At 68.6% G+C, this 22,211-nt stretch carries 20 protein-coding genes; 5 read left to right on the plus strand and 15 right to left on the minus strand.

From position 1 onward, the window contains the following. The first annotated feature begins 72 nt into the window (after nt 1–72). Nucleotides 73–1,059 carry an aldo/keto reductase gene (locus OF380_RS02955; RefSeq protein WP_264049300.1) on the plus strand — a complete coding sequence of 329 codons (987 nt, stop codon included), beginning with the start codon at nt 73–75 and terminating at the stop codon, nt 1,057–1,059. Nucleotides 1,060–1,069: 10 nt separating this feature from the next. Here the strand turns inward: OF380_RS02955 and OF380_RS02960 are convergent, their stop codons facing one another. Further along, the gene (locus OF380_RS02960) at nt 1,070–3,646 is read right to left on the minus strand and encodes an ABC transporter permease (RefSeq protein WP_264049301.1); all 2,577 of its coding nucleotides are present in this window, start codon (nt 3,644–3,646) and stop codon (nt 1,070–1,072) included. A gap of 3 nt (nt 3,647–3,649) precedes the next feature. Beyond that, the gene (locus OF380_RS02965; RefSeq protein ID WP_264051165.1) at nt 3,650–4,342 is read right to left on the minus strand and encodes an ABC transporter ATP-binding protein; all 693 of its coding nucleotides are present in this window, start codon (nt 4,340–4,342) and stop codon (nt 3,650–3,652) included. A gap of 178 nt (nt 4,343–4,520) precedes the next feature. Between OF380_RS02965 and OF380_RS02970 the strand changes: the two genes are divergently transcribed. Beyond that, nucleotides 4,521–5,144, plus strand: coding sequence for an arylesterase (locus OF380_RS02970; RefSeq protein WP_264049302.1), 624 nt, complete (start codon nt 4,521–4,523; stop codon nt 5,142–5,144). A 71-nt stretch (nt 5,145–5,215) separates the two neighbouring features. Beyond that, nucleotides 5,216–5,755, plus strand: coding sequence for an RNA 2',3'-cyclic phosphodiesterase (gene thpR / locus OF380_RS02975; RefSeq protein WP_264049303.1), 540 nt, complete (start codon nt 5,216–5,218; stop codon nt 5,753–5,755). A 47-nt stretch (nt 5,756–5,802) separates the two neighbouring features. On the opposite strand, the gene coaA is transcribed toward thpR, so the two are convergent. The 11 genes from coaA to petA form a co-directional block, all read right to left on the minus strand. Further along, on the minus strand, nt 5,803–6,798 hold the full coding sequence (coaA, locus tag OF380_RS02980; RefSeq protein WP_404810594.1) for a type I pantothenate kinase: 996 nt from the start codon (nt 6,796–6,798) through the stop codon (nt 5,803–5,805). Between the two features lie 26 nt (nt 6,799–6,824). Continuing rightward, nucleotides 6,825–7,148: a phosphoribosyl-ATP diphosphatase gene (locus OF380_RS02985; protein WP_264049304.1), complete on the minus strand. Its 324-nt coding sequence runs from the start codon at nt 7,146–7,148 to the stop codon at nt 6,825–6,827. 95 nt (nt 7,149–7,243) lie between these two features. Further along, complete coding sequence (gene hisF / locus OF380_RS02990) at nt 7,244–8,020, minus strand: imidazole glycerol phosphate synthase subunit HisF (RefSeq protein ID WP_264049305.1); 777 nt, start codon at nt 8,018–8,020, stop codon at nt 7,244–7,246. A gap of 18 nt (nt 8,021–8,038) precedes the next feature. Beyond that, nucleotides 8,039–8,797 (minus strand): 1-(5-phosphoribosyl)-5-[(5-phosphoribosylamino)methylideneamino]imidazole-4-carboxamide isomerase, encoded by a 759-nt coding sequence (gene hisA / locus OF380_RS02995; RefSeq protein ID WP_264049306.1) that lies wholly within the window; start codon nt 8,795–8,797, stop codon nt 8,039–8,041. A 48-nt stretch (nt 8,798–8,845) separates the two neighbouring features. Continuing rightward, nucleotides 8,846–9,508, minus strand: a complete 663-nt coding sequence (hisH, locus tag OF380_RS03000) for an imidazole glycerol phosphate synthase subunit HisH (RefSeq protein ID WP_264049307.1) — start codon at nt 9,506–9,508, stop codon at nt 8,846–8,848. Next, nucleotides 9,505–9,990: a DUF2628 domain-containing protein gene (locus tag OF380_RS03005; RefSeq protein ID WP_264049308.1), complete on the minus strand. Its 486-nt coding sequence runs from the start codon at nt 9,988–9,990 to the stop codon at nt 9,505–9,507. Before OF380_RS03005 ends, hisH begins: the two co-directional genes overlap by 4 nt. Before the next feature lie 37 nt (nt 9,991–10,027). Beyond that, a complete protein-coding gene (gene hisB / locus OF380_RS03010) occupies nt 10,028–10,630 on the minus strand; it encodes an imidazoleglycerol-phosphate dehydratase HisB (RefSeq protein ID WP_264049309.1) in 603 nt (200 codons plus the stop codon). 96 nt (nt 10,631–10,726) lie between these two features. Then, complete coding sequence (locus tag OF380_RS03015) at nt 10,727–11,602, minus strand: S-methyl-5'-thioadenosine phosphorylase (protein WP_264049310.1); 876 nt, start codon at nt 11,600–11,602, stop codon at nt 10,727–10,729. Between the two features lie 85 nt (nt 11,603–11,687). Then, nucleotides 11,688–12,578: a cytochrome c1 gene (locus tag OF380_RS03020; RefSeq protein ID WP_264049311.1), complete on the minus strand. Its 891-nt coding sequence runs from the start codon at nt 12,576–12,578 to the stop codon at nt 11,688–11,690. 22 nt (nt 12,579–12,600) lie between these two features. Further along, nucleotides 12,601–13,887, minus strand: coding sequence for a cytochrome b (locus OF380_RS03025; protein WP_264049312.1), 1,287 nt, complete (start codon nt 13,885–13,887; stop codon nt 12,601–12,603). Nucleotides 13,888–13,920: 33 nt separating this feature from the next. Beyond that, nucleotides 13,921–14,430, minus strand: coding sequence for a ubiquinol-cytochrome c reductase iron-sulfur subunit (gene petA, locus OF380_RS03030; protein WP_264051167.1), 510 nt, complete (start codon nt 14,428–14,430; stop codon nt 13,921–13,923). A 624-nt stretch (nt 14,431–15,054) separates the two neighbouring features. Here petA and OF380_RS03035 point away from each other — a divergent pair. After that, a complete protein-coding gene (locus OF380_RS03035) occupies nt 15,055–15,747 on the plus strand; it encodes a TerC family protein (protein WP_264049313.1) in 693 nt (230 codons plus the stop codon). A gap of 148 nt (nt 15,748–15,895) precedes the next feature. Continuing rightward, nucleotides 15,896–18,700 (plus strand): PAS domain S-box protein, encoded by a 2,805-nt coding sequence (locus OF380_RS03040; RefSeq protein WP_264049314.1) that lies wholly within the window; start codon nt 15,896–15,898, stop codon nt 18,698–18,700. A 146-nt stretch (nt 18,701–18,846) separates the two neighbouring features. On the opposite strand, the gene OF380_RS03045 is transcribed toward OF380_RS03040, so the two are convergent. Both OF380_RS03045 and OF380_RS03050 read right to left on the minus strand, forming a co-directional pair. Next, nucleotides 18,847–19,776, minus strand: coding sequence for an amino acid ABC transporter substrate-binding protein (locus OF380_RS03045; protein ID WP_264049315.1), 930 nt, complete (start codon nt 19,774–19,776; stop codon nt 18,847–18,849). Between the two features lie 290 nt (nt 19,777–20,066). Further along, the gene (locus OF380_RS03050; protein WP_264049316.1) at nt 20,067–21,710 is read right to left on the minus strand and encodes a porin; all 1,644 of its coding nucleotides are present in this window, start codon (nt 21,708–21,710) and stop codon (nt 20,067–20,069) included. Nucleotides 21,711–22,211: the final 501 nt, after the last annotated feature.

Consider the following 22,211-nt stretch of genomic DNA (forward strand, 5'->3'; position numbering starts at 1 on the left):
GAGCCTTGAGCTTATCGACGATCCGCCGCCGTGGCACACCGAACGTCCCGATTCCACAGCTGGAATTTCTGCATGCTGCGACGTCCCCTCGGCCGAACCGGCCTCACGGTGTCCGCGCCCGGTCTCGGCTGCATGGGCATGTCCGAGTTCTACGGGCCCACCGACGAGGCCGCCTCCCTCGACACGCTCGCCGCCGCCGTCGAAGGCGGCTACGATTTCCTCGATACCGCCGACACCTACGGGTTCGGCCACAACGAGGACCTGATCGGCCGCTTCCTGAAGGGGCGGCGCGACGGGATTGTCCTCGCCACGAAGTTCGGCATCGTGCGCCGTCGCGACAGCGCGGAAAGGCGGATCGACAATTCGCCCGCCTATGTCGCGGCGGCCTGTGATGCGTCCCTCCGACGGCTCGGCATCGAGACCATCGATCTCTACTACTGCCACCGCCGCACCCCGGAGACCCCGCTGGGCGAGATGATCGGCGCGATGGCGCGCCTGGTCGAGCAGGGGAAGGTGCGTGGGATCGGTCTCTCGGAGGTCTCCCCGGAAACCCTGCGCGCTGCCCACGCCATACATCCCATCACTGCGGTGCAGAGCGAGTATTCCCTGTGGAGCCGCGCGCCCGAGGAGGGGATGCTGGAGACCTGCCGCGAGCTCGGCGTCACCTTCGTGGCCTACTCGCCCCTCGGACGCGGCTTCCTGACCGGGGCCGTCGATCCGGCGACGCTGGCCGAGGGCGATTTCCGCAAGGGCAATCCCCGCTTCCAGGGCGAGGCCCTCGCTCAGAACCGGCGGCTCCTCGATGGCCTGGGCGCCCTCGCGGCACGCCGCAGCGTCACGCCGGCCCAGATCGCGCTGGCCTGGATCGTGAAGCGGGCCCCGGAGGCGGTGCCGATTCCCGGCGCACGGCGGGCATCGCGCCTCTCCGAGAACGCCGCGGCCGTCGACCTCGTGCTGACGCCCGACGAGATCGCCGAACTCGATGCGTTGTTCCATCCCGACGCGGTCGCCGGGACACGCTACGCGGCCGGCGGCACGGCGGGTATCGAGGTCCTTTGAGGTCGGCGCGTCAGAACTGGCGCAGGTACGGGGCGGGCTTCTGCCCGAGGATGCGCCAGGTTCCGACGAGCCCGAGGACGATGGCGAAAACCACCGCGAGGGCCGCCGCGAGGATCGCTCCCGAGAGGTCGAGGGTGAATTCGAGCTTCATCACGCGGGTGACGATGACCCAGCCCGCCAGCGTCCCGGCGGCGAGGCCGAAGATCGCGGTGGCGCAGCCGAGTGCTCCATATTCGAGGATGTAGGCGGTGAGCAGACGGCCACGGGTGGCCCCCAGCGTCTTCAGCACCACCGCGTCGTAGAGCCGGGCCCGGTGCCCGGCAGCCAGAGCCCCGGCCAGGACGAACAGGCTCGCCACGACGGCGATGCCGCTGGCCCCCCGGATCGCGAGCACCAGCTTGCCCACGATGTCGCTGACCGCCTCCAGCGCCTCCTTCACCCGCACGCTGGTGACGGAGGGATAGGCCCGCGCCACGTCGCGCAGGATGACGGCCTCGGCCTTGGCGTCGGGGCCATTCGGCAGCGTCAGGGTCGCGAGGTCGGAATGCGGCGCGCCTCGGAACGTGCCGGGCGAGAACACCATCACGAAGTTGATGCCGAGCGAACGCCACTCGACCTTGCGGAGGTTGGCGATCTTCGCCGTGAGCGTCCGGCCGAGGACGTTGACCGTGACGGTCCCGCCGACCTTGAGGTCGAGCTTGCCCGCGAGCTCGGCATCGAACGAGACCAGGGGCGCCTTCCCCTCCTCGGCATTCCACCATGTGCCGGCGACGAGGCTCGATCCCTCGGGCAGATCCTCCGCGTAGGTGATGCCCCGGTCGCCGTCGAGCACCCAGGCGGCGTCCTCCGGCGGCTTGATCGCGCCGGCCTCCACGCCGTTGAGGGCGGTGATCCGCCCCCGCATCATCGGCACACGCTCGATCTTCGCACCGGGCGCCTGCGTTCCGAGGAACGCGTGGAACGCATCGGCATCGCTGGAGGGGATGTCGAGGAAGAACAGGTTCGGTGCCTTGGCCGGCAGCGAGTTCGTCAGGGTGCGCCGGACGTTGGCGTCGATGAGGCTCAGGGTCACGAGGAGCGTCACGCCGAGCCCCAGGGAGAGCACGATGGCCGGCGTGAGCGCGCCGGGCCGGTGGAGGTTGGCGAGCGCCATGCGCGGGGCGGCCGAGCGCGGGCGCGGCAACCGGCGCGCCCCCGCCATCAGCCCGAGGGCGACGACGCGCAGGAGCCCGAAGGCGAGCCCGGCGGCGACGAGGAAGATGAGGGCCAGCCGGCGGTCGAAGGCCGTGACCAGCGCCAGGGCGACCAGCCCGGCGAGCGCCGCGGCCAGGATCAGGCGGTAGCGCAGGCGGGTTCCGGCCGTGCCCGGATCCACGACATCGCGGAACAGGCCGGAGACCGGAATGTCATGGGCGCGACCGAGGGGGAGGATCGCGAAGGCGAGCGCGGTCAGGAAGCCGTAGGCGGCGGCCAGCAGCAGCTCGCGCGGCGCGATCGTGGGATTCAGGGGCAGCGGCAGGGACTCGCGGAAGAGCGCGTCGAGGCCGAAGGGCAGGGCCGCGCCGAGCGCCAGGCCGATGGCGATGCCGAGCCCCGCGATCAGCAGCACCTGTGTCAGGTAGAGCAGGACGACCTGCCCGCCCGGCGCGCCCACGCTCTTCAGGGTGGCGATGGAGCCGCGCTTGCGCTCCACGAAGGCCGCCACGGCGTTGGCGACGCCGACGCCCCCGACGATGAGGGCGGTGAGCCCGACCAGGGTGAGGAACTGGGTGAAGCGCTCGATGCTCTTGGCAAAACGCGGATCGGCGTTGGTGCGTGCCCGCATCTCCCAGCCGGCCTCGGGCACGGCCTTGGCGATGGCGGCGGTCCGGCGTTCGAGCTCGTCGTCGTTGGCGCCGGGCACGCGCAGCCGATAGCTCCAGCGGTTCAGGCTTCCGGGCCGGATCAGGCCCGTCTCCTCCAGGGCCTGGTGCGAAACCAGAACGCGCGGCCCGAAGCCGATGCCGTTGGCGATCCGATCGGGCTCCGACACCAGAGTCGCGCGGATCGCGAACGGCTTGCCCGCAATCATGATGCGGTCGCCGACCTTCAGGTCGAGGCGGGTGAGGAGGACGGGGTCGGCCACCGCGCCCAGGGCGCCGTCGCGCTCGGCGAGCAGGTCGGGCAACGGCTGGGCCGGCTCGGTGACGAGGTCGCCCACGGTGGGGTAGTCGGTCCCCACCGCCTTCAGTTCCACCAGGGCCGCACCGGCCTCGCCGGCCACCGCCATCGCCCGCAGCGTCGTCACCACCGAGACGGCACCCTGCGCGTCGAGGGCGGCGCGTTCCTCGGGCGTCGCTGCCCGGTTGATGAGGCTGTAGGTGAGGTCACCGCCGAGGATGCGCGCGCCTTCGCGGCCCAGGCCATCGGTAAGCGAACGCGAGATGGAGGCGACGCCGGCGATCGCCGCGACGCCGAGGGCGATGCAGGCGAGGAACACGGCGAAGCCCGACAGGCCGCCCCGCAACTCGCGGAGCGCCAGGCGCAGGGTCAGCGGGATGCGCACGCCACCGGCCCCCGCGCGCGGCTTCGGGAGAGTCCCGTGCATGGCTCAGGCCCCGACCGGCACGGGCTCTTCGACCCGGCCGGACCGCAGGCGGATCGTCCGGTCGCAGAGGCGGGCGAGGCCTGGATCGTGGGTCACGAGGACCAGCGTGGCGCCGCGATCCCGCTTCAGGGCGAAGAGCAGGTCCACGATCTGGCGCCCGGTCGCCTCGTCGAGATTGCCGGTGGGTTCGTCGGCCACCAGGATCGCCGGGTCCGGTGCGATGGCGCGCGCGATGGCGACGCGCTGCTGCTCGCCGCCGGAGAGTTGGGCCGGATAATGGTGCAGGCGGTGGCCGAGGCCGACCGCTTCGAGTTCGGCCTGTGCACGCCGGTGCGCGTCCGGCTTGTCGGCGAGTTCGAGGGGCAGGGCCACGTTCTCCAGCGCCGTCATGGTCGGCACGAGGTGGAAGGCCTGGAACACGATGCCGATGCGGCGTCCCCGAAAGCGGGCCAGGGCATCCTCGTCCAGGGTGCCGAGATCCGTCCCCTCGACCACGATCCGCCCGGCATCGGGCCGCTCCAGACCCGCCATCACCATCAGCAGCGTGGACTTGCCCGAGCCCGACGGCCCGACGAGCCCGACCGCCTCGCCCGGAGCGACATCGAGGGAGATGCCGCGCAGCACGTGGACCCGCGCAGCCCCGCGTCCCAGGCTGAGATCGATGTCGGAGAGACCGATGGAAGGCCCGGTGGGCAGGCGCGTGGGCGCTTCGGACTTGTCGGAGATCAACGGGCGACCGATCTGTGTGCAGCGAAGGTCATGGTGAGCCGAGGGTCGGGGTTGTGGTCGAATGGGTCTGTGTGAAGTGTCACGTCTCGCCGATATGGTCCGCGCATCGTGGGCGCGCCATCCACCTTTCGGTCTCGCGGTGCTCATGACGCTCTTTGCCGCACTCAGCCTCGGCGCCGTTCCGGCGAAGGCGGCCCCCGAAGCACGAACCGTCAAGCTCGTGGCCTTCGGCGACAGCCTGACGGCAGGCTATCGCCTGCCGGCCGACGCGGCCTTCCCGGCCGTGCTGGAACGAGCCCTCAAGGCCCGGGGCCGCGCGGTCGCGATCGCCAATGCGGGCGTCTCGGGAGACACGACGACGGGCGGGCTCGACCGGCTCGACTGGTCGATCCCCGACGGGACCGACGGCGTCATCCTGGAGCTCGGCGCCAACGACATGCTCCGGGGCACCGATCCGGCGGTCACGCGCAAGGCCCTCGAGGCGATGATCACGCGGTTGACGGCGCGCGGCATCCCCGTCCTCCTCGCCGGCATGCGGGCCTCGCCGAATCTCGGGCCGGATTACGTGGCACGGTTCGATGCGATCTACCCCGACCTCGCCAAGAGCCACGACCTCGTGCTCTACCCCTTCTTCCTCGACGGCATCATCGGCGACCGCCGGTTCAATCTGGAGGATGGCCTGCATCCGAACGCGAAGGGTGTCGAAACCATCGTGTCCGGCATCCTTCCCACGGTCGAGAGCTTCCTCGACCGGTTGAAGCTGCGCTAAGGAAGCGTACGCACGTCTCGCGGGTTCTCGTCCGGGAACCCGCGCCTCCACTCGCACAGCCTGCATTGCCGATGCCCCGCCTGTTCACCGGTCTCGAGGTCCCGCCCGACGTCGCACAGGCGCTCGCCTTGAAGCAGGGTGCCCTGCGCAAGAGCCGCTGGATCGCGCCTGCGGACTACCACATCACCCTGCGCTTCCTCGGGGATGTCGAGGTGCCGGTGGCCGAGGCTTTGCAGGCAGGACTCGCCGAGGCGAAGGCGCGGCCGCCCTTCACGATCACCCTCGACGGCCTGCGCTGCTTCGGCGGCAACAAGCCCCACACCATCTACGCCTCGGTGGCGACGAACCCCGAACTCGCGGAGCTGAAGGAGGAGCACGAGCAGATCGCGCGCCGGGCCGGAGTCGGGCCGGAAGTGCGGAAGTTCGCGCCGCACGTGACCCTCGCACGCCTCAGCCGCGGCTCGGAGCCCCCGGCCGTCGCGGCCTATCTCGGTGACAGCGGCCTGTTCACGCCCCTGTCCTTCCGCGTGGAGCGAGTGGTGCTGTTCTCGGGTCGGGAATCGACGGGGGGCGGCCCCTACGTCGTCGAGGCGGCCTATCCCCTGACCTAGAGCCGCCAGCCTCGTCACGACGGGTCCTCGCCGCGTCGGAATGCACCCTAGAGGCGGCGCAGCGCCACCGTCTCGATCCGGTGACTCGCGCCCTTGGCCAGGATCAGGCTCGCGCGCTGGCGCGTCGGCAGGATGTTGTCGCGCAGGTTCGGCAGGTTGATCGTGGTCCAGAGGGTGTCGGCGATCGCGATGGCCTCGGCCTCGGTGACCTCCGCGTAGCGGCGGAAATAGGAGAGCGGGTCTCGGAAGGCCGTCTGGCGCAGGCGCAGGAAACGGTTGACGTACCAACGATGCAGATCGTCCTCGTGCCCGTCGAGGTAGATCGAGAAGTCGAAGAAGTCGGAGACGAACGGGATCGCGGTCCCGTCGCGCGGCAGGCGGGCGGGCTGGAGGACGTTGAGCCCCTCCACGATGAGGATGTCGGGGGATTCGATGATCCGCTCCTCGCCCGGCATCACGTCGTAGACGAGGTGCGAGTAGAGCGGCGCGGCCACCCGTTTCTTGCCGGCCTTGATGTCGGTGAGGAAGCGCAGCAGCGCGGCCGTGTCGTAGCTCTCGGGAAACCCCTTCCGCTCCATGGCGCCCATGCGGCGAAGTTCGGCGTTCGGCAGTAGGAAGCCGTCGGTGGTCACCAGGTCCACCTTCGGCGTGTTGGGCCAGCGGGCGAGCAGGGCTGCGAGCACCCGGGCCGAGGTGGACTTGCCCACCGCGACGGAACCGGCGAGCCCGATGATGTAGGGGACCTTGGTCTCGTGCTCGCCGAGGAGGAAGCGCTGGGTCGCCTTGAAGAGGCCTTGCGTCGCCGCGACGTAGAGCGAGAGCAGCCGCGACAGAGGCAGGTAGATCGCCTCGACCTCCTCGACGGAAATCGGGTCGTTCAGCGATTGCAGCCGCGCGACCTCTTCGGCCGCCAGGGTCAGGGGCGTGTCGGCCCGCAGCTGGGCCCATTCCTCGCGGGTGAACAGACGATAGGGGGACAGACGCTCCGGGCCCTGCCCCGTCACCGGGTCCTGTCCTTCGGCGGACGCACGGAGCGTCGGCACCGCCGTCACGATGGACGTTTCCGCGTTCACGCAGGCCCCCGGGCCGCTTTCTCGGCGATGCCGCTCTGGGCGGTGCGTCGCTCCAGTTCGGCCAGCACCTCGTCGAGGCCGACGCCCCCGCCGCGCAGCACGACGAGGAGGTGGTAGAGCACGTCGGCCGCTTCGCTCACCAGGCCGGCCCGGTCGCCCTGTACGGCGGCGATGGCGGCCTCAACCGCCTCTTCGCCGAGCTTCTTCGCGGGCTTGGCCGGGCCGCCCGCGAGGAGCTTCGCGGTGTAGGAGGTCTCGGGCGAGGCGGCGGCTCGTTCGGCCACGAGGGCTTCGAGGTCGCTCAGGGTGAACTGGGTCATCTAATCCTGGATCCCGGCGAACCGGACTTATCGTGCCATGCCCCTGAGCAGTGCGGCACGATGGTCGATGACGCAAGGGCTCGGGGTGACAGGCTCTAGCGATCGAGACGCATCGAAAGGCCGGCCGCCGCCATGTGGGCCTTGGCCTCGGACACGGTGTGCTGCCCGAAATGGAAGATCGAGGCCGCGAGCACGGCGCTCGCACCGCCGTCGCGCACGCCCGCCACCAGATCGTCGAGCCCACCGACGCCGCCCGAGGCGATGACCGGCACCGAGACGGCGTCCGTGATCGCCCGCGTCAGGGCGAGGTCGTAGCCGGAGCGCATACCGTCGCGGTCCATCGAGGTCACGAGCAACTCGCCGGCCCCGCGCTCCGTCACAGTGCGGGCAAAGGCGATGGCGTCGAGGCCGGTGGGCTTGCGGCCGCCATGGGTGAAGATCTGCCACGCCGCAGGCTCGTTCGGCCTGGACGTGCGCTTGGCGTCGATCGCCACGACGATGCACTGGCTGCCGTACTTTTCCGCGCCCCGGGCCACGAAATCCGGGTCGTTCACGGCCGCCGTGTTGATCGAGACCTTGTCGGCGCCCGCGAGCAGCAGCGTCCGAATGTCGGCCACGGTGCGGATGCCGCCGCCGACCGTCAGGGGCATGAAGCAGGCTTCCGCCGTGCGGCTCACGACATCGAGCAGCGTGCCGCGGTCCTCGTGGCTCGCGGTGATGTCGAGGAAGCAGAGTTCGTCGGCACCCGCCGCGTCATAGGCCTTGGCCGCCTCCACCGGATCGCCGGCGTCGCGCAACTCGAGGAACTGCACGCCCTTGACGACGCGGCCGTCCTTCACGTCGAGGCAGGGGATGATTCGGGTCTTGAGCACGGGCGGCCTCGATACGGGTCAGGCCGCCGGGGCAGCGTCGGGCGCACCGGTGGCACGCCGGATCGCGTCCAGGGCCTCGCGCGGGTCGATGCGGCCGTCATACAGCGCGCGGCCCGTGATGGCGCCGGCGAGGAGCGCGCAGTCGGGCTCCAGGATGCGATGCACATCCGCGATGGAGGCGAGGCCCCCCGAGGCGATGACCGGAATGGTCACGGCGCGGGCGAGCCCGAGGGTCATCTCGATGTTGAGACCCTTCAGGATGCCGTCGCGGGCGATGTCCGTGTAGATGATGGCGGCCACACCGGCGTCTTCGAAGCGGCGGCCCAGCTCTTCCGCCGTCATGCTGGAGGTCGTGGCCCAACCCTCGACGGCGACGCGGCCGTCCTTGGCGTCGATCCCCACCGCGATCTTGCCGGGATGGCGACGCGCAGCCTCGCGCACGAAGGCGGGGTCCCGCACGGCGGCCGTGCCGATGATGACCCGGCTGACCCCCTTGGCGAGCCAGGATTCCAGGGTGCGCATCTCGCGGATGCCGCCGCCGAGCTGCACCGGCAGCCTGGTCCGGGCCAGGATCGCGTCGACGGCGTCGGCATTCATCGGCGCGCCCGCGAAGGCGCCGTCGAGGTCGACCACGTGCAGCCAGGAGAACCCCTGCTCCTCGAAGACCGCCGCCTGGGCGGCCGGATCGTCGCTGAACACGATCGCCTGGGCCATGTCGCCCTGAACGAGACGGACGCAGCGTCCTTCCTTGAGATCGATGGCCGGGAACAGGATCACGCGTCGGTTCGCTTTCGGGTGGGACGGGTCATAGGTGGGAGGCGCGCCTCAGGGGCGCCAGCGCAGGAAGTTGGCGAGGAGCGCGAGGCCGAGGCGTTGGCTCTTCTCCGGATGGAACTGGGTCCCGGCGATGTTGTCGCGCGCCACCATCGCGGTGACCGCGCCGCCGTAATCGCTGTGGGCGACGCGGTCCTCCGGCCGCTCGGGCGTGAGCGCGAAGCTGTGCACGAAATAGGCATGCAGGCCACCCTCCCCCGTGGGGATCTCCGCGAGCAGCGCATGCTCGCGATCCACCTCCAGGGTGTTCCAGCCCATATGCGGCACCTTCAGCGCCGGATCGGACGGCTGGACGGGCCCGACATCGCCCGGGATCCAGCCGAGGCCGGGGGTCGTGTCGTATTCGAGCCCGCGCGTCGCCAGGAGTTGCATGCCGACGCAGATGCCGAGGAAGGGCCGCGCCCGCTCATGCGCCACGTGGGTCATGGCCTCGACCATGCCGGGCACGGCGTCTAGGCCCCGACGGCAATCGGCATAGGCACCCACGCCGGGCAGCACGACGCGATCGGCCTTGGCCACGATCTCGGCGTCGTCCGTCAGCACGATCCGGGTGGCGTCCAGGCCGGACTCACGCGCCGCGCGCTCGAACGCCTTGGCGGCCGAGTGCAGGTTGCCCGATCCGTAATCGATGATCGCGACGGTCTCGGCGCTCACCTCTGGCCCTCGCTGAACGGAAACATGCCGATGGCCAGATCGCTCGGCGGCACCGAGAGCCCGCCATGGAGGGCGGGGGCCGGACGGACCGTCGCGGTTCCGGCGAGCCAGCGCGCCGCCGCCTTGAACTCCGCCTCCTCGACGCTGGTCGCCATCACCACGTCCCGCACGGGACGGCCCCTCCGGGCATAGGTCCAACGGCGCAGGCTGGACGCCTCCAGCCCGATGAGCAGCGAGACGAGGAGCGTGACCACGAACCCGGCCACCGGCGTCAAGCCGAGGAGATGACCGGCGACGGCCGTAAGGACGAGGAGGACGAGCACGCCGAGACCCGCGAGCCAGAGGCGATGCAGGAAGAACCACAGCGGCCCGTAGGCGAAGGCTGCCCAGGAGAAGCCGTCCGGCACGAGATGCGCGCGTTCGAGGCCGTGCGCCTCTCCGGCGAGGGCATCGCGATCCAGGTGCAACGTGTAGGTCCGCATGGCGTGTCGCCTCCTGTCCCCCGCTCGCGCAAGCAAGTCAGAGCGACCCCTTCGTGGACGGAACGCGCCCGCCCTCGCGCGGGTCGATCGACACCGCCTGACGCAGGGCCCGGGCCAACCCCTTGAAGCAGCTCTCGGCAATGTGGTGGGCGTTGTCACCGTAGAGCGTCTCGACGTGGAGCGTCAGGCCGGCATTCATGGCGAAGGCCTGGAACCACTCACGCACCAGCTCCGTATCGAACTGCCCGATCTTCTCGACCCGGAACGCGGTCCGGAAGACGAGGAACGGCCGTCCCGAGATGTCGATGGCGACCCGCGTCAGCGTCTCGTCCATGGGCATGTGAATATCCGCATAGCGCCGGATCCCCCGCTTGTCGGCGAGCGCCTGCGCGAAGGCCTGACCCAGCGCAATACCGGTATCCTCGACGGTATGGTGGTGGTCCACGTGCAGGTCGCCGGTGACCTTCACGTCGAGGTCGAAGAGGCCGTGGCGCGCGAACAATTCGAGCATGTGGTCGAAGAACCCGACGCCGGTCGCGATGTCGGCGCGCCCGGTACCGTCGAGGCCGATCGCGACGTGCACATCGGTTTCCGCCGTCTTGCGGCTGATACTGGCGGCGCGTTGGGCCTCTTGTGTCACTGATCGGTTCCGGCTCTGGGACGAACCCGCCTTCTAGTGCGAAGTCCGCCCCCCGTGAAGGGCGATGCCGGCCGAATCCACCGGCAGGCCGGGTCCTCAGGCGCCGAGCACCCGGCCCGCGACCGCGTCGAGCTTGGCGAGCAGGGCCGGATCGCGCTGGGCGGGGGCGGTCATGATGGCGCCGTCGAGGGCGCGCTCGGTCCCCGCCGGACAGGCCTCGCGCTCGGCCGGAAAGTCGCGGGCGAGGCGGGCGACGACGCGGGCGGCCTTGTCGGCATTGGCGCGGGCGACCGCCACCACGGCGGCGACATCGACCGCATCATGGGTCGGGTGCCAGCAATCGAAATCGGTCACCATCGCGATGGTGGCGTAGGTGATCTCGGCCTCCCGGGCGAGCTTGGCCTCCGGCATGTTGGTCATGCCGATCACGTCGTAGCCCTGCGCCTTGTAGGTCGTGGATTCGGCGTAGGTCGAGAATTGCGGCCCCTCCATGCAGACATAGGTGCCACCGCGATACACGGTGACGTCTTCGGCCTGTGCCGCCGCCGCGATGCGGGCCTGAAGCGCCGGACCGACCGGGTGCGCCAGCGAGACATGCGCGACGCAGCCGTTGCCGAAGAAGGAGGAGGCGCGGCCGTGCGTGCGGTCGACGAACTGATCCACCAGCACGAAAAGGCCGGGATGCAGCTCGGCCTTGAACGAGCCGCAGGCCGAGAGGGAGACGAGGTCGGTGACGCCGGCCCGCTTCAGGACATCGATATTGGCGCGGTAGTTGATGCCGGACGGTGCATAGCGGTGCCCGCGTCCGTGCCGGGCCAGGAACACCACCTTGGTCTCGCCGATGCGGCCGATGCGCAGGGCGTCGGAGGGCTCGCCCCAGGGGGAGTCGATCCGCTCCTCGCGGACATCCTCGAGGCCGGGCAGGTCGTAGACCCCCGAGCCGCCCATCACACCGAGCACCGCTGCCGTCATGCCGTTCTCCCAAAAGGTTCGCGCCGGTCGCCCCTCCCTGGGGCGCCGGCGCGGGTCGTGTCAACGGAGGCCGGATGGACCCGGCTCAGTAGGTCTTGTGCAGCTCGGGCTGGAGGCCGTGAACCTCGCCGCCAACCTTCGCCCAGACCTTCTTCTTCACGTAGTAGAGCAGGCCCGAGAGCACGAGCAGGAACAGGATCACCCGCAGGCCGAGGGCCTTGCGCGCCATCATGTGCGGCTCGGCCGTCCAGGCCATGAAGGCGGCGACGTCCTTCGAGTACTGGTCCACCGTCTCGGGGACCACCGGCTCGCCCTTGTCGTTCTTGGCGTAGGTCACCTGCCCTTCGCTGATGGGCTTGGGCATCGCGATGAGATGACCGGCATAGTACTTGTTGTAGTAGGTGCCCGACGGGATCTCCTTGCCGCCCGGCGGATCCTCATAGCCGTTCAGGAGCGCGTGGATGTAATCCACGCCCTGCTCGGAATACCCGACGAAGGGCAGAGCATCGATCACGAAGAGCGGAAATCCGCGCTCGTAGGTGCGGGCCTTGGCCAGCACGGAGAAGTCCGGCGGTGCCTTGCCGCCGTTGGCTGCGGCGGCCGCCTTCTCGTTCGGGAACGGCGACGGGAAGGCATCGGCGGCGCGCGCGGGACGGTCGACATCCTCGCCCGAGTCGTTCTGCTCCTTCACCTTGTACTGGGCGGCGAGCTCCTTCACCTGACCGGTGCTGAAGCCGGGGCCGCCGGCCTCGGCAAGGTTGCGGAAGCGCACGAGGCTCATCCCGTGGCAGCTGGAGCAGACCTCCTTGTAGACCTGGAAGCCACGCTGAAGCTGAGCCTGGTCGAAGCGACCGAAGATGCCGGCGAAGCTCCACTTCTCGCGGGGCGGATGAGGGGTACCCTCATCCGCCGACGCGGCGGTGACGCTCATGACGGCCGCGAGCAGGGACGCGGCGAGGAGGCGGGTGGTTTTCATGGTGCTCAAAAGTCCCCTGCCCTCAACCCTTGGACGACGGTGCCGCAGCGGCGCCGACCGGCATGCCGGATCCGCTCACCTGCTTGCCCGGTCCCGTCACGGTCTCGAGGATCGAGCCCGGCAGGGCCTTGGGCGTTTCGAACAGGCCCACCAGCGGCATCACCAGCAGGAAGTGCAGGAAGTAATAGGCCGTGCAGATGCGGGCGGCGATGACGTAGCCCCCTTCCGGCGGCTTGGCGCCGAGCCAGCCCAGCAGCACGCAGACCACGACGAAGAGCCAGAAGAACTGACGGTAGATCGGTCGGTAGTTGCAGGAACGCACGCGGGAGGTGTCGAGCCAGGGCGCGAGCGCCAGGATCAGCACGGCGCTGAACATCAGGATGACGCCGCCGAGCTTGTCGGGCACCGCACGCAGGATCGCGTAGAAGGGCAGGAAGTACCATTCCGGCACGATGTGCGCGGGCGTGACGGCGGGGTTGGCCGGCACGTAGTTGTCTGCGTGGCCGAGGTAGTTCGGCTGGTAGAAGATCCAGTAGGCGAAGAAGACGAAGAACACGACCGCGGCGAACACGTCCTTGATGGTCGCGTAGGGCGTGAAGGCGACCGCGTCCTTGCCCGACTTGATCGGGATGCCGGCCGGGTTGTTCTGGCCAGTCACGTGCAGCGCCCAGACGTGCAGGATCACCACGCCGGTGATCATGAATGGCAGCAGGTAGTGCAGCGAGAAGAAGCGGTTCAGCGTCGGGCTTCCGACGGAGTAGCCACCCCAGAGCAGGCTCTGGATGGTCTCGCCCACCAGCGGGATCGCGCCCAGGATGCTGGTGATCACGGTCGCACCCCAGAAGCTCATCTGGCCCCACGGCAGCGTGTAGCCGAGGAACGCGGTCGCCATCATCAGCAGGTAGATGATCACGCCGAGGATGTAGAGCACCTCACGGGGTGCCTTGTACGAGCCGTAGTACAGGTTCCGGAAGATGTGGACATAGACGGCGACGAAGAACATCGACGCGCCGTTGGCGTGCATGTAGCGCAGCAGCCAGCCGTAATTCACGTCGCGCATGATGTGCTCGACGGAGTTGAACGCGTTGGCGGCGGACGGGTCGTAGTGCATAGCCAGCCAGATGCCGGTGACGATCTGCGTCACCAGCATGGCGATCAGGATGGCACCGAAAGTCCAGAAGTAGTTCAGGTTCCGCGGCACCGGGAACGAAACGAAGGACGAGTGCACCAGCCCGATCAGGGGCAGGCGCGATTCGAACCACTTCGCCAGCCCGCTCTTGGGAACGTAGGTATTGCCGTGTCCGCTCATGGGGCGACCCCCTCCAAATCCTGTTTCAGGGTGTCAGGCGACGGCCTTGCCGCCCTCTTCGCCGATCCGGATCTTCGTATCCGTTTCGAAGAGGTAGGGCGGAATCGGCAGGTTCGTCGGGGCTGGGCCCCGACGGACGCGACCCGACGTGTCGTAGAGCGAGCCATGGCAAGGGCAGGACCACCCCTCGTACTGGCCCTGGTGCCCGATGGGCACGCAGCCGAGATGGGTGCAGTTGCCGTAGACGACGAGCCACTTGGCGTGGCCTTCCTTGACGCGGGCCGCATCGGCCTGCGGCTCGATGAGATCGGACATCGGCACGGCGGCTGCTTCCTTGATCTCCTTCTCCGAACGGTTGCGCACGAAGATCAGCTTGCCGCGCCAGAACACGTTGACGATCTGGCCTTCCTGGATCGGCGTCAGGTCGACTTCGAGGGGTGCACCGGCCGCGATGGTCTCGGCGTCGGGCGCCATCGAGGCGACGAAGGGCCAGGCGAGCGCACCGGCACCGACCGCGAGGCCCGCGCCCGTGGCGAGGAACATGAAATCGCGCCGGCTTCCGTCGGGGCCATCAGGGTTCGCCAAGTGTCAAACTCCAAGCAAGATTGCGCCGGGTGACCGTCGTCCCGCCCTGCGGTGATGGCCGGCGGGGACCTTAGAGGCTTTCAAAGGAATGTCAGCCCGGCGGGACGGAAACATCATCCCATTCGCTTGTGCAATGCGACCCGGCGTCACCGGAAGTCAAGCTGAGACGCCCTGCGGAACCGTGGGTTTCCCGATGTCCCGCCGGGCCGTTGCGGCGGTGCCGCGCACGGTTCCGCCGAGACATGCGTCAGTGCGGGCGGAGGGCCCGGTCCGGGCGCGCGTCATGCGTTCCCTGCGGAGCGCGGACATCCCGACACCCGCACGAGGGAGCACAATCCTGCAGCCCATGTCGCCTCCGCCCGCTTCCCTGATCGAACAGATGACGGAAGCGAGGCCGGGGTGAGACCATGGGTGGGGGACGTGACTCTGGCACTGTCCGGTGACATCGTCCCGCACGATCGCAGGTTGTGTAGACGGTGTGCCGCACCGGCACCCTGCCGTCTGTGCGCGGTCCCGCGGATCGTTTACTCCCCTGCGGATCAGCTTGGCCCTTGGGTCGGGCCAGTGCCGCCGAGAGGCTCGATGGACATCACCGATCCACAATTCGCCCTCGCCGTGCTGCAGATCGTCTGGATCGACCTGCTGCTCTCGGGGGACAACGCGGTGGTCATCGCCCTGGCGTGCCGCGCCCTACCCGAGAACCAGCGGCGAAGGGGCATTCTTCTCGGCGCCGGCACCGCCGTCCTTCTGCGCATCGTCTTCGCCCTCGTGGTTTCATCCCTGCTCGCGATCCCCTTCCTGCGGATCGTCGGCGGTGGCCTCCTGATGGTGATCGCGGTGAAGCTGGCCCTCGGCGAGGAGGAGGACGGCCCGGCGATCACCGAGAGCGATACGTTGTGGCGTGCGGTGCGGACCATCGCGATCGCGGATGCGGTCATGAGCCTCGACAACGTGGTGGCGGTGGCGGCAGCCGCGAAGGGCCACACCTCGCTCTTCATCTTCGGGCTGGTGCTGTCGATCCCGCTGATCATCATGGGAGCGTCCCTGATCACCTCGCTCCTCGTCCGCTTTCCGGCGATCGTCTGGGCCGGGGCGGCGCTGCTGGGCTGGATCGCCGGTGAGATGATCGCCACCGATCCCTTTGTCGCGACGCGGCTGCCGCATCTGGCCCATGCCGCCGAGATCGGAGGGGCCAGCGTCGCGATCCTGGTGGTGATCGCCGCGCTGCTGCTGTCGCGGCGGCGCGCCGCGATTCGGGGGGAGCAGCGTGGCTGACCCGGATCGAAACCGTCCGAGGTCCGGAGATCCGGGTTCGAATCCGCCCCGAGCAGTGACGTCCTCGAAGAGCGGAACCGATTCGATCGCACGCCCGGATGGAGGATCCCCGGCCCGGGGAGCCGGGACAACGATCCTCGACCGCGCTGTGGCCGGCCTCGCGTTCCTCGGCCTGCGCATTCCGGGAGGTCGGCGGCCCCGCCCCGATGCGGCTCCGCAGGCCGCGGAGACGCTGCTGCGCGACCTGTTCGCGGCGTCGTCGGACCCGCAATTCATCTTTCACGTGGCGCCGCCGCACGGGTTCCGACTCGCGGCCTGGAATCCGGCCGCGGCCCGCTCGACCGGCAAGGGCGGCGAGGCGGTCGGACAACCCCTCGACGCGGTGCGGGCCCAGGGGCCGGCCGAGCGGATGCGGTCCGCCCTCGCGCAGGCGGTCGCTTCCGGCGATACGGTTTGCTTCCAGGAGCAGACGGAGAGCACGCTCCGCGAGGCCGTCTGCGAGCCCTGGCGCGATCCGGCGACGCAGGCCGTCGACCGGATCTTCGTACGCATCCGCGACATCACCCACCTGAAGTTCGCCGAGGACGAGGCCCGCGCTTCGAACCGCCTTCTGGTCATGGCCGAACAGGTCGCCCATGTCGGACACTGGCATCTCGAGTTGCGGACCCGGCAGCTGAACTGGTCGGACGAGGTGTTCCGCATCCACGGGCTCGAACCGGGTAGCGTCACGCCGACGATCCGGAGCAGCCTCGCCGCCTACCACCCGGAGGATCGGGCCCGGGTCTGGGCCTCGGTCGCCCGTGCCGTGCGGCGGCGTGAGGGCTTCGACATCGCGCTACGGCTGGTGCGTCCCTCGGGCGATGTCCGCGACGTCCTGGTCCGGGGGCTTTGCCAGTTCGATCCGGCGGCGGGCGGGGTGTCCGGCCGGGTGCCCTCGATCTTCGGCGTGTTCGCCGACGTCACCGAACTGAAGCAGGCGGAGCGGGCCCTGGCGGACAAGTCCGCCCAGTTGGAGGTGACCCTGGAGAGCATGGACCAGGGCCTCCTGATGATCTCCGCCGACGGGACGGTTCCGGTCATCAACCGGCGGGCCGCCGAGATCCTGGCCCTGCCACCCGACCTGATGTCGACCCGGGCGGATTACCGCGCCCTGCGTCGCCACCTGCGCGCCAGCGGCGCCTGGGGGACCTCGATCCAGGACCCCAAGCACTGGCACCTCGACGAGAAGCGCCGCACCACGGACCTGCGGTCCGAACGCCGTCGCGCCGATGGCAGTGTCATCGAAGTCCGGTCCCTGCCCCTGCTGACCGGCGACGGCCACGTCCAGACCCTGACGGACATCACGCAACGCCGGCGGTCGGATGAGCGGCTGCGCGAGAGCGAGGCCCGCTACCGCCTGCTGGCCGACTACACCTCCGACCTCATCGTCCTCGACGACGCCGACGGACGGCACCTCTACATCTCCCCCGCCGTCACGAGCATGCTGGGCTACTCCGCGGAGGCGGCGAACCGCATCGGGCTGCGCACGCTGGTACACCCGGACGACCTCGCGACCCTGTCGAGGACCCTCGACGGCCTCCGGGCCGAGCAGCCGAGCGGATCGGCGGTCTACCGCATGCGCCATCAATCCGGGTCCTACCTCTGGGTCGAGGGGGCGTTCCGGCGAATCAAGGAGAACGGGGGCACCCAGGTCATCCAGGCGCTTCGGGACGTCTCGCAGCGGCAGACCCAGGAGGCGGATCTGCGCAGCGCCCGGATCGCCGCCGAGGCCGCAGTCCGGGCGAAGGCCGAGTTCCTCGCGACCATGAGCCACGAATTGCGGACGCCGCTGGCCGGCATCCTCGGTGTGCACGACCTCCTGTACGAGGATCCGACGCTCACGCGGGATCAGGGCCGCCTCATCGGATTGGCCCGGGAATCGGCGCGCTCGCTCCTCACCATCGTCAACGACATCCTCGACTTCTCGAAGATCGAGGCCGGCCATCTCGCCATCGAGGCGCTGCCCTTCAGCCTGCGATCCATGATCGACGGCTGTCGCGAACTCAGCATCGAGACCCTCGTGGGCCGATCGGTCCGGTTCGGCGTGGAGATCGCGCCCAACGTCCCGAACTGGGTTCTGGGCGACCCGACGCGGCTGCGCCAGGTCATCCTGAACCTCGCCACCAACGCGATCAAGTTCACGCCGCACGGCTCGGTCACCCTGCGGGTCCTGTGGCGGCCGGACCCGTCCGCGCTGCGCGGCCCGCGCCCCCGACTCCGTATCGAACTCGTCGATACCGGGATCGGCATTCTGCCGGAGACGCTGCCGCTCCTGTTCGAGCGCTTCGCCCAGGCCGATGGCTCGACCTCGCGCCACTATGGCGGTACCGGCCTCGGCCTGACGATCAGCAAGCGCCTGGTCCACCTTATGGGCGGGGAGATCGGGGTGGAGAGCCGCTTCGGCGAGGGCTCGACCTTCTGGTTCGAGGTGCCGCTGCGGCTCGCCGCCCCCGAGGGCGAGGCTCGGGACCGGCCCACGCCCCTGCTCCAGAAATCGGAGGGCGCGCTCTGGCGCGTCCTGCTGGCCGAGGACAACGGCATCAACCAGGAGATCATCGGCGCGGTGCTGCGCCAGAAGGGTCACGCGGTGACGATGGTGGATGATGGCGAACGCGCCATCATCGCCGCCTTCGAAGGGGAGCCCTTCGACCTCGTGCTCATGGATGTTCAGATGCCGGGGCAGGATGGTCTCGCGGCGACCCGCGCGATCCGGGCGCGGGAGCAATCCGAGGGCCGCGCCCGCGTGCCCATCATCGCCCTCACGGCCAATGCCATGACGGAGGAGATCGAGCGCTGCCATGCGGAGGGCATGGACGCGCATGTGGCCAAACCCGTCGATTGGTCGGTCCTGTTCGCCACCATGACGCGCCTCGCCGGCGGGACCACGACCCGCGATGCGAACCGCGACCGGTAAATCACCGCCGCTTCATTTCAGGAGCAACGTCGCAGGAGGCGCGGGGGCCCTGAAATGCACGACGCCCCGCCCGGGCAGGGCGAGGCGTCGATCGTCGGATCTGCACCGGTCGCGCGCGACCGGAGCCGATTCTGCTCAAGCCGGGCTCAGTAGGCCGCCGGATCCGGGCTGTCGCTCGGCGAAGCGAAGGCCTTCGCCATGGCCTCGCTCATCGGCAGGTTGAGGTTGATGCCGCGCGGCGGGATCGGCTTCGTGAACCACTTCTCGTAGAGCGCCTTACCCTCGGGGCTCTTGTAGAGCTTCGCGGTGGCCTCATCGACGACTGCCTTGAAGGGCGCGTCGTCCTTGCGGAGCATGATGCCGTAGGGCTCGGGCTTCGAGAGCGCCTCGCTGGAGATCGCGTAAGCACCTGGCTCCTTCGAACTGGCGGCCAGGGAGGCCAGCAGCACGTCGTCCATGACGAAGGCCACGGCGCGGCCGGTCTCAACCATCAGGAAGGCTTCCGCATGATCCTTTGCCGGCAGGATCGTCAGGCCGAGGTTGCGCGCAGTGTTGGCCTCGTTGATCTGGCGGATGTTGGTGGTGCCGGAGGTGGAGACGACGGTCTTGCCCTTCAGGTCCTCGATCTTGTCGAGCTTGGCGGACTTCTTTGCAACGTAGCGCGTCGCTGTCAGGAAGTGGGTGTTGGTGAAGGTTGCCTGCTTCTGGCGATCGGCGTTGTTGGTGGTCGAGCCGCACTCGAGATCGATCGTGCCGTTGGCGATCAGCGGGATCCGGGTCGCGGAGGTGACCGGGTTCAGCTTGACCTCGAGGTTCGGCAGCTTGAGGTGGGTCTTCACCGCCTCGGCGACCTTCTGACAGATCTCGAAGGCGTAACCGACGGGCTTCTGGTCGCCGTCGAGGTAGGAGAACGGAACCGATGCGTCCCGGTAGCCGATGTTGATCTGATTGGTTTCTTTGATCTTCTTCAGGGTTCCCGTGAGGTCTTGCGCCAGGGCGCTCCCTCCCGTGGCAACAGCCAGCACGAGGCTCAGGGCCGCGGCGGAGAGGGTGGATCTCTGATGACTCGAACGCATCTGTAGGCTGACTCCTAAGGGCCGACCACCCCACCGGTGATCGCCGGGGCTTACCGTGGCAACGTAGCAGCGGAACATGCCGCCGCAATCGCTGTTTTCGCGCTGTCCGAAGCGGGAACGCGGCATCCCCTGGCAAAGCGCGTGCCGAACGCGTGTCCATCCTGCACGGCGTCGGTTTTGCCAAAGCAAAAAGGCCCGGCTTTGCAGCCGGGCCAGTTCGCTCGTCTCGAAGGTATTTCGCGGCCGCAGACCCAGACTGAAGGACAGGCCGGGTCTGCCACAAGCTCGACTTAAAAGTCGCGCTGGACGCGGGCGCGAAGCTGGAAGGTGTCGGAGGCGGTGACAGTGCGGACAGCGGCGGGAGCGACGGTAGCCGTGCCATTGATCTGAGCGGCAGTCAGGACACCGTTGCTGTACTGATCGATCACACGACCGTTCTGGACGCCGACCTTGGTGTAGAAGCCCTCGAGACCGATATCAAGGTCCTTAACCGGCGACCAGATCAAGCTGGCACCCGCAACGATCTGATAGTTGTCACGCAGAGTCGGGCTCAGATTGAAGGCGCGGGTACCTACCGGACCGACAAAGCTGTTCGAGGAAGCATTGCCCGCCAAGCTTGAGGCTCCGTATACAGCCGCATTGGCTTCACGCGCGCCACGCGCGAAAGACATCTCGCCGTAGCTGCCGAACACAGCAGAGCGCCACTGAGGGGTCCAGTAGTGCAGGAACGAACCAACAACCGTGAAGCTGGTTGAGAGATCGATCTTACCCGTGAGGGGATTGAGCGTGGCATCCGACATGTAGGGGTCGAAGGCGGCGCCGCTGATCGTGCTTACGCGCGAGGAGTAGCTGCCGTTGTACGAGGAGTAGCCGGTGTAGAGAGTCGCGCCCTCGCCATAGGCGCCCTGCAGGTACAGAGTGTCGCCGGGGGCGATAAAGGGCAGGTTGATCTTCGCGCCGGCCTGCACGGCCCAGCCGTACTCGCTCGAAACGCGGGCGCCCGGACCAACTAGGTTCGGTGCGAAGAAGCCACCGCCGACGGCGGTGAGGCCACCCGCGTTGAAGGCGTTGCTGGTGTTCAGCTCCTTAACGGCAGCGGAGAGCTGCAGAGAGCCCCAGGCGGCGTCGTAGCGCAGGGCACCGACGAAGTCGGGCATGCGATTGCGCTGCGAAACGTCAAGAGCACCGAGGGTAGGAACGCCCGCAGCGTTCGTTGAGACGATCACGCGCGAGAGGGCGCCAACTGTCGCCGATTCCTGCGAGAAGATGGTGTTGCGGCGGAACGACGGATCTTCGAGCGAGATGGTCGCCGAGAAGCCGGTGCCGCCGAGCTTGCTCGTGTAGGCGAGCAGGTTGGTCGACTGCAGGTCCGAGTTCAGGGTGGCGCCGGCGAACTCGAAGTCGTGGGCGTAGAAGTCGAAGAACGAGGAGGCGCGACCAGCGGTGAGGCCGGCGAACTGGATGAACGCCTTGTCGGTGTTCACGAACTGCTGCACGCGGCCGCTCTGGTCCTGGCCGGTGGCGCCGAAGGCGTTACCGATACGCTCCTGGGTGCCCGAGCGGAGACCACCGACAGCGCCGGTGCGCGAAGCGAACTGGAGACGCACGAAGGCGCGCAGGGTGCCGTAGTCCGTCTGGGTGCGGGCATCGACGTTGATGCGGGCGAGACCGATATAGCCGGTCGTATCACCCTGCGAGTTCTGGCTCGTGCGGGCGTCGGTCGGCTGGTAGCCGACGTCGAGGCGGGCGCGGCCGGAGAGACGGATGCAGGTCTCGGTGCCGGGGATGTAGAAGAAGCCGGCGCCGTAAGCGGAGCAGACGCGGACGTATTCGATGGGGGCGGCCTTCTTGACCGGGAGGTCGGCTGCCTGTGCTCCGGCGACCGCGGCAAACCCTGCCGCGGAGGCGAGAAGCGAGCTCTTCAAGAGCTTCATTGATATCTCCAAAAGCTTCGAGACCCGAGGGAAGGCTTGCCACGCCCGAGATCTACGAGGATCCCGATGTCGTACCGCCCTTTGTTTTTAAATAACCGAGCGTTAACCGCTGGAAATTGTTCCGCCCCGACGTTCCCGTCAGCGCAGGGTCACTTTGTGCGAGCGTGTTCCCGGCGGCAACTCGGAATCGTGATCGGTCCGGCGGTTCCCCGGGGCTGTTGCCGCCGTGCAACGTTGATCAGACGGCTAAGTGCCTGTTCCGGAGGCAGGTTTCGGCACAGGAAAGAGCCATCCGGGGTCGCTCGACCGGTCGGTCGGACGCGTGCAAGTCACAGAAAATACGGAATAATTCTTGATGTTTGACACATTCCTGATCTGCGCCTGGAGAATAGACGGCTGGTGATCCGATGGGTTTTCTCGAAGAAGATTCTTCTCGCGCGAGGGGATGCGGATCTGGGGAGAACCAGGGCACAACCAGCAGTTCACCGCAGGGGAGAGGCT

It is taken from the genome of Methylobacterium sp. FF17 (assembly GCF_025813715.1).
Taxonomy (GTDB): Bacteria; Pseudomonadota; Alphaproteobacteria; order Rhizobiales; family Beijerinckiaceae; genus Methylobacterium; species Methylobacterium flocculans.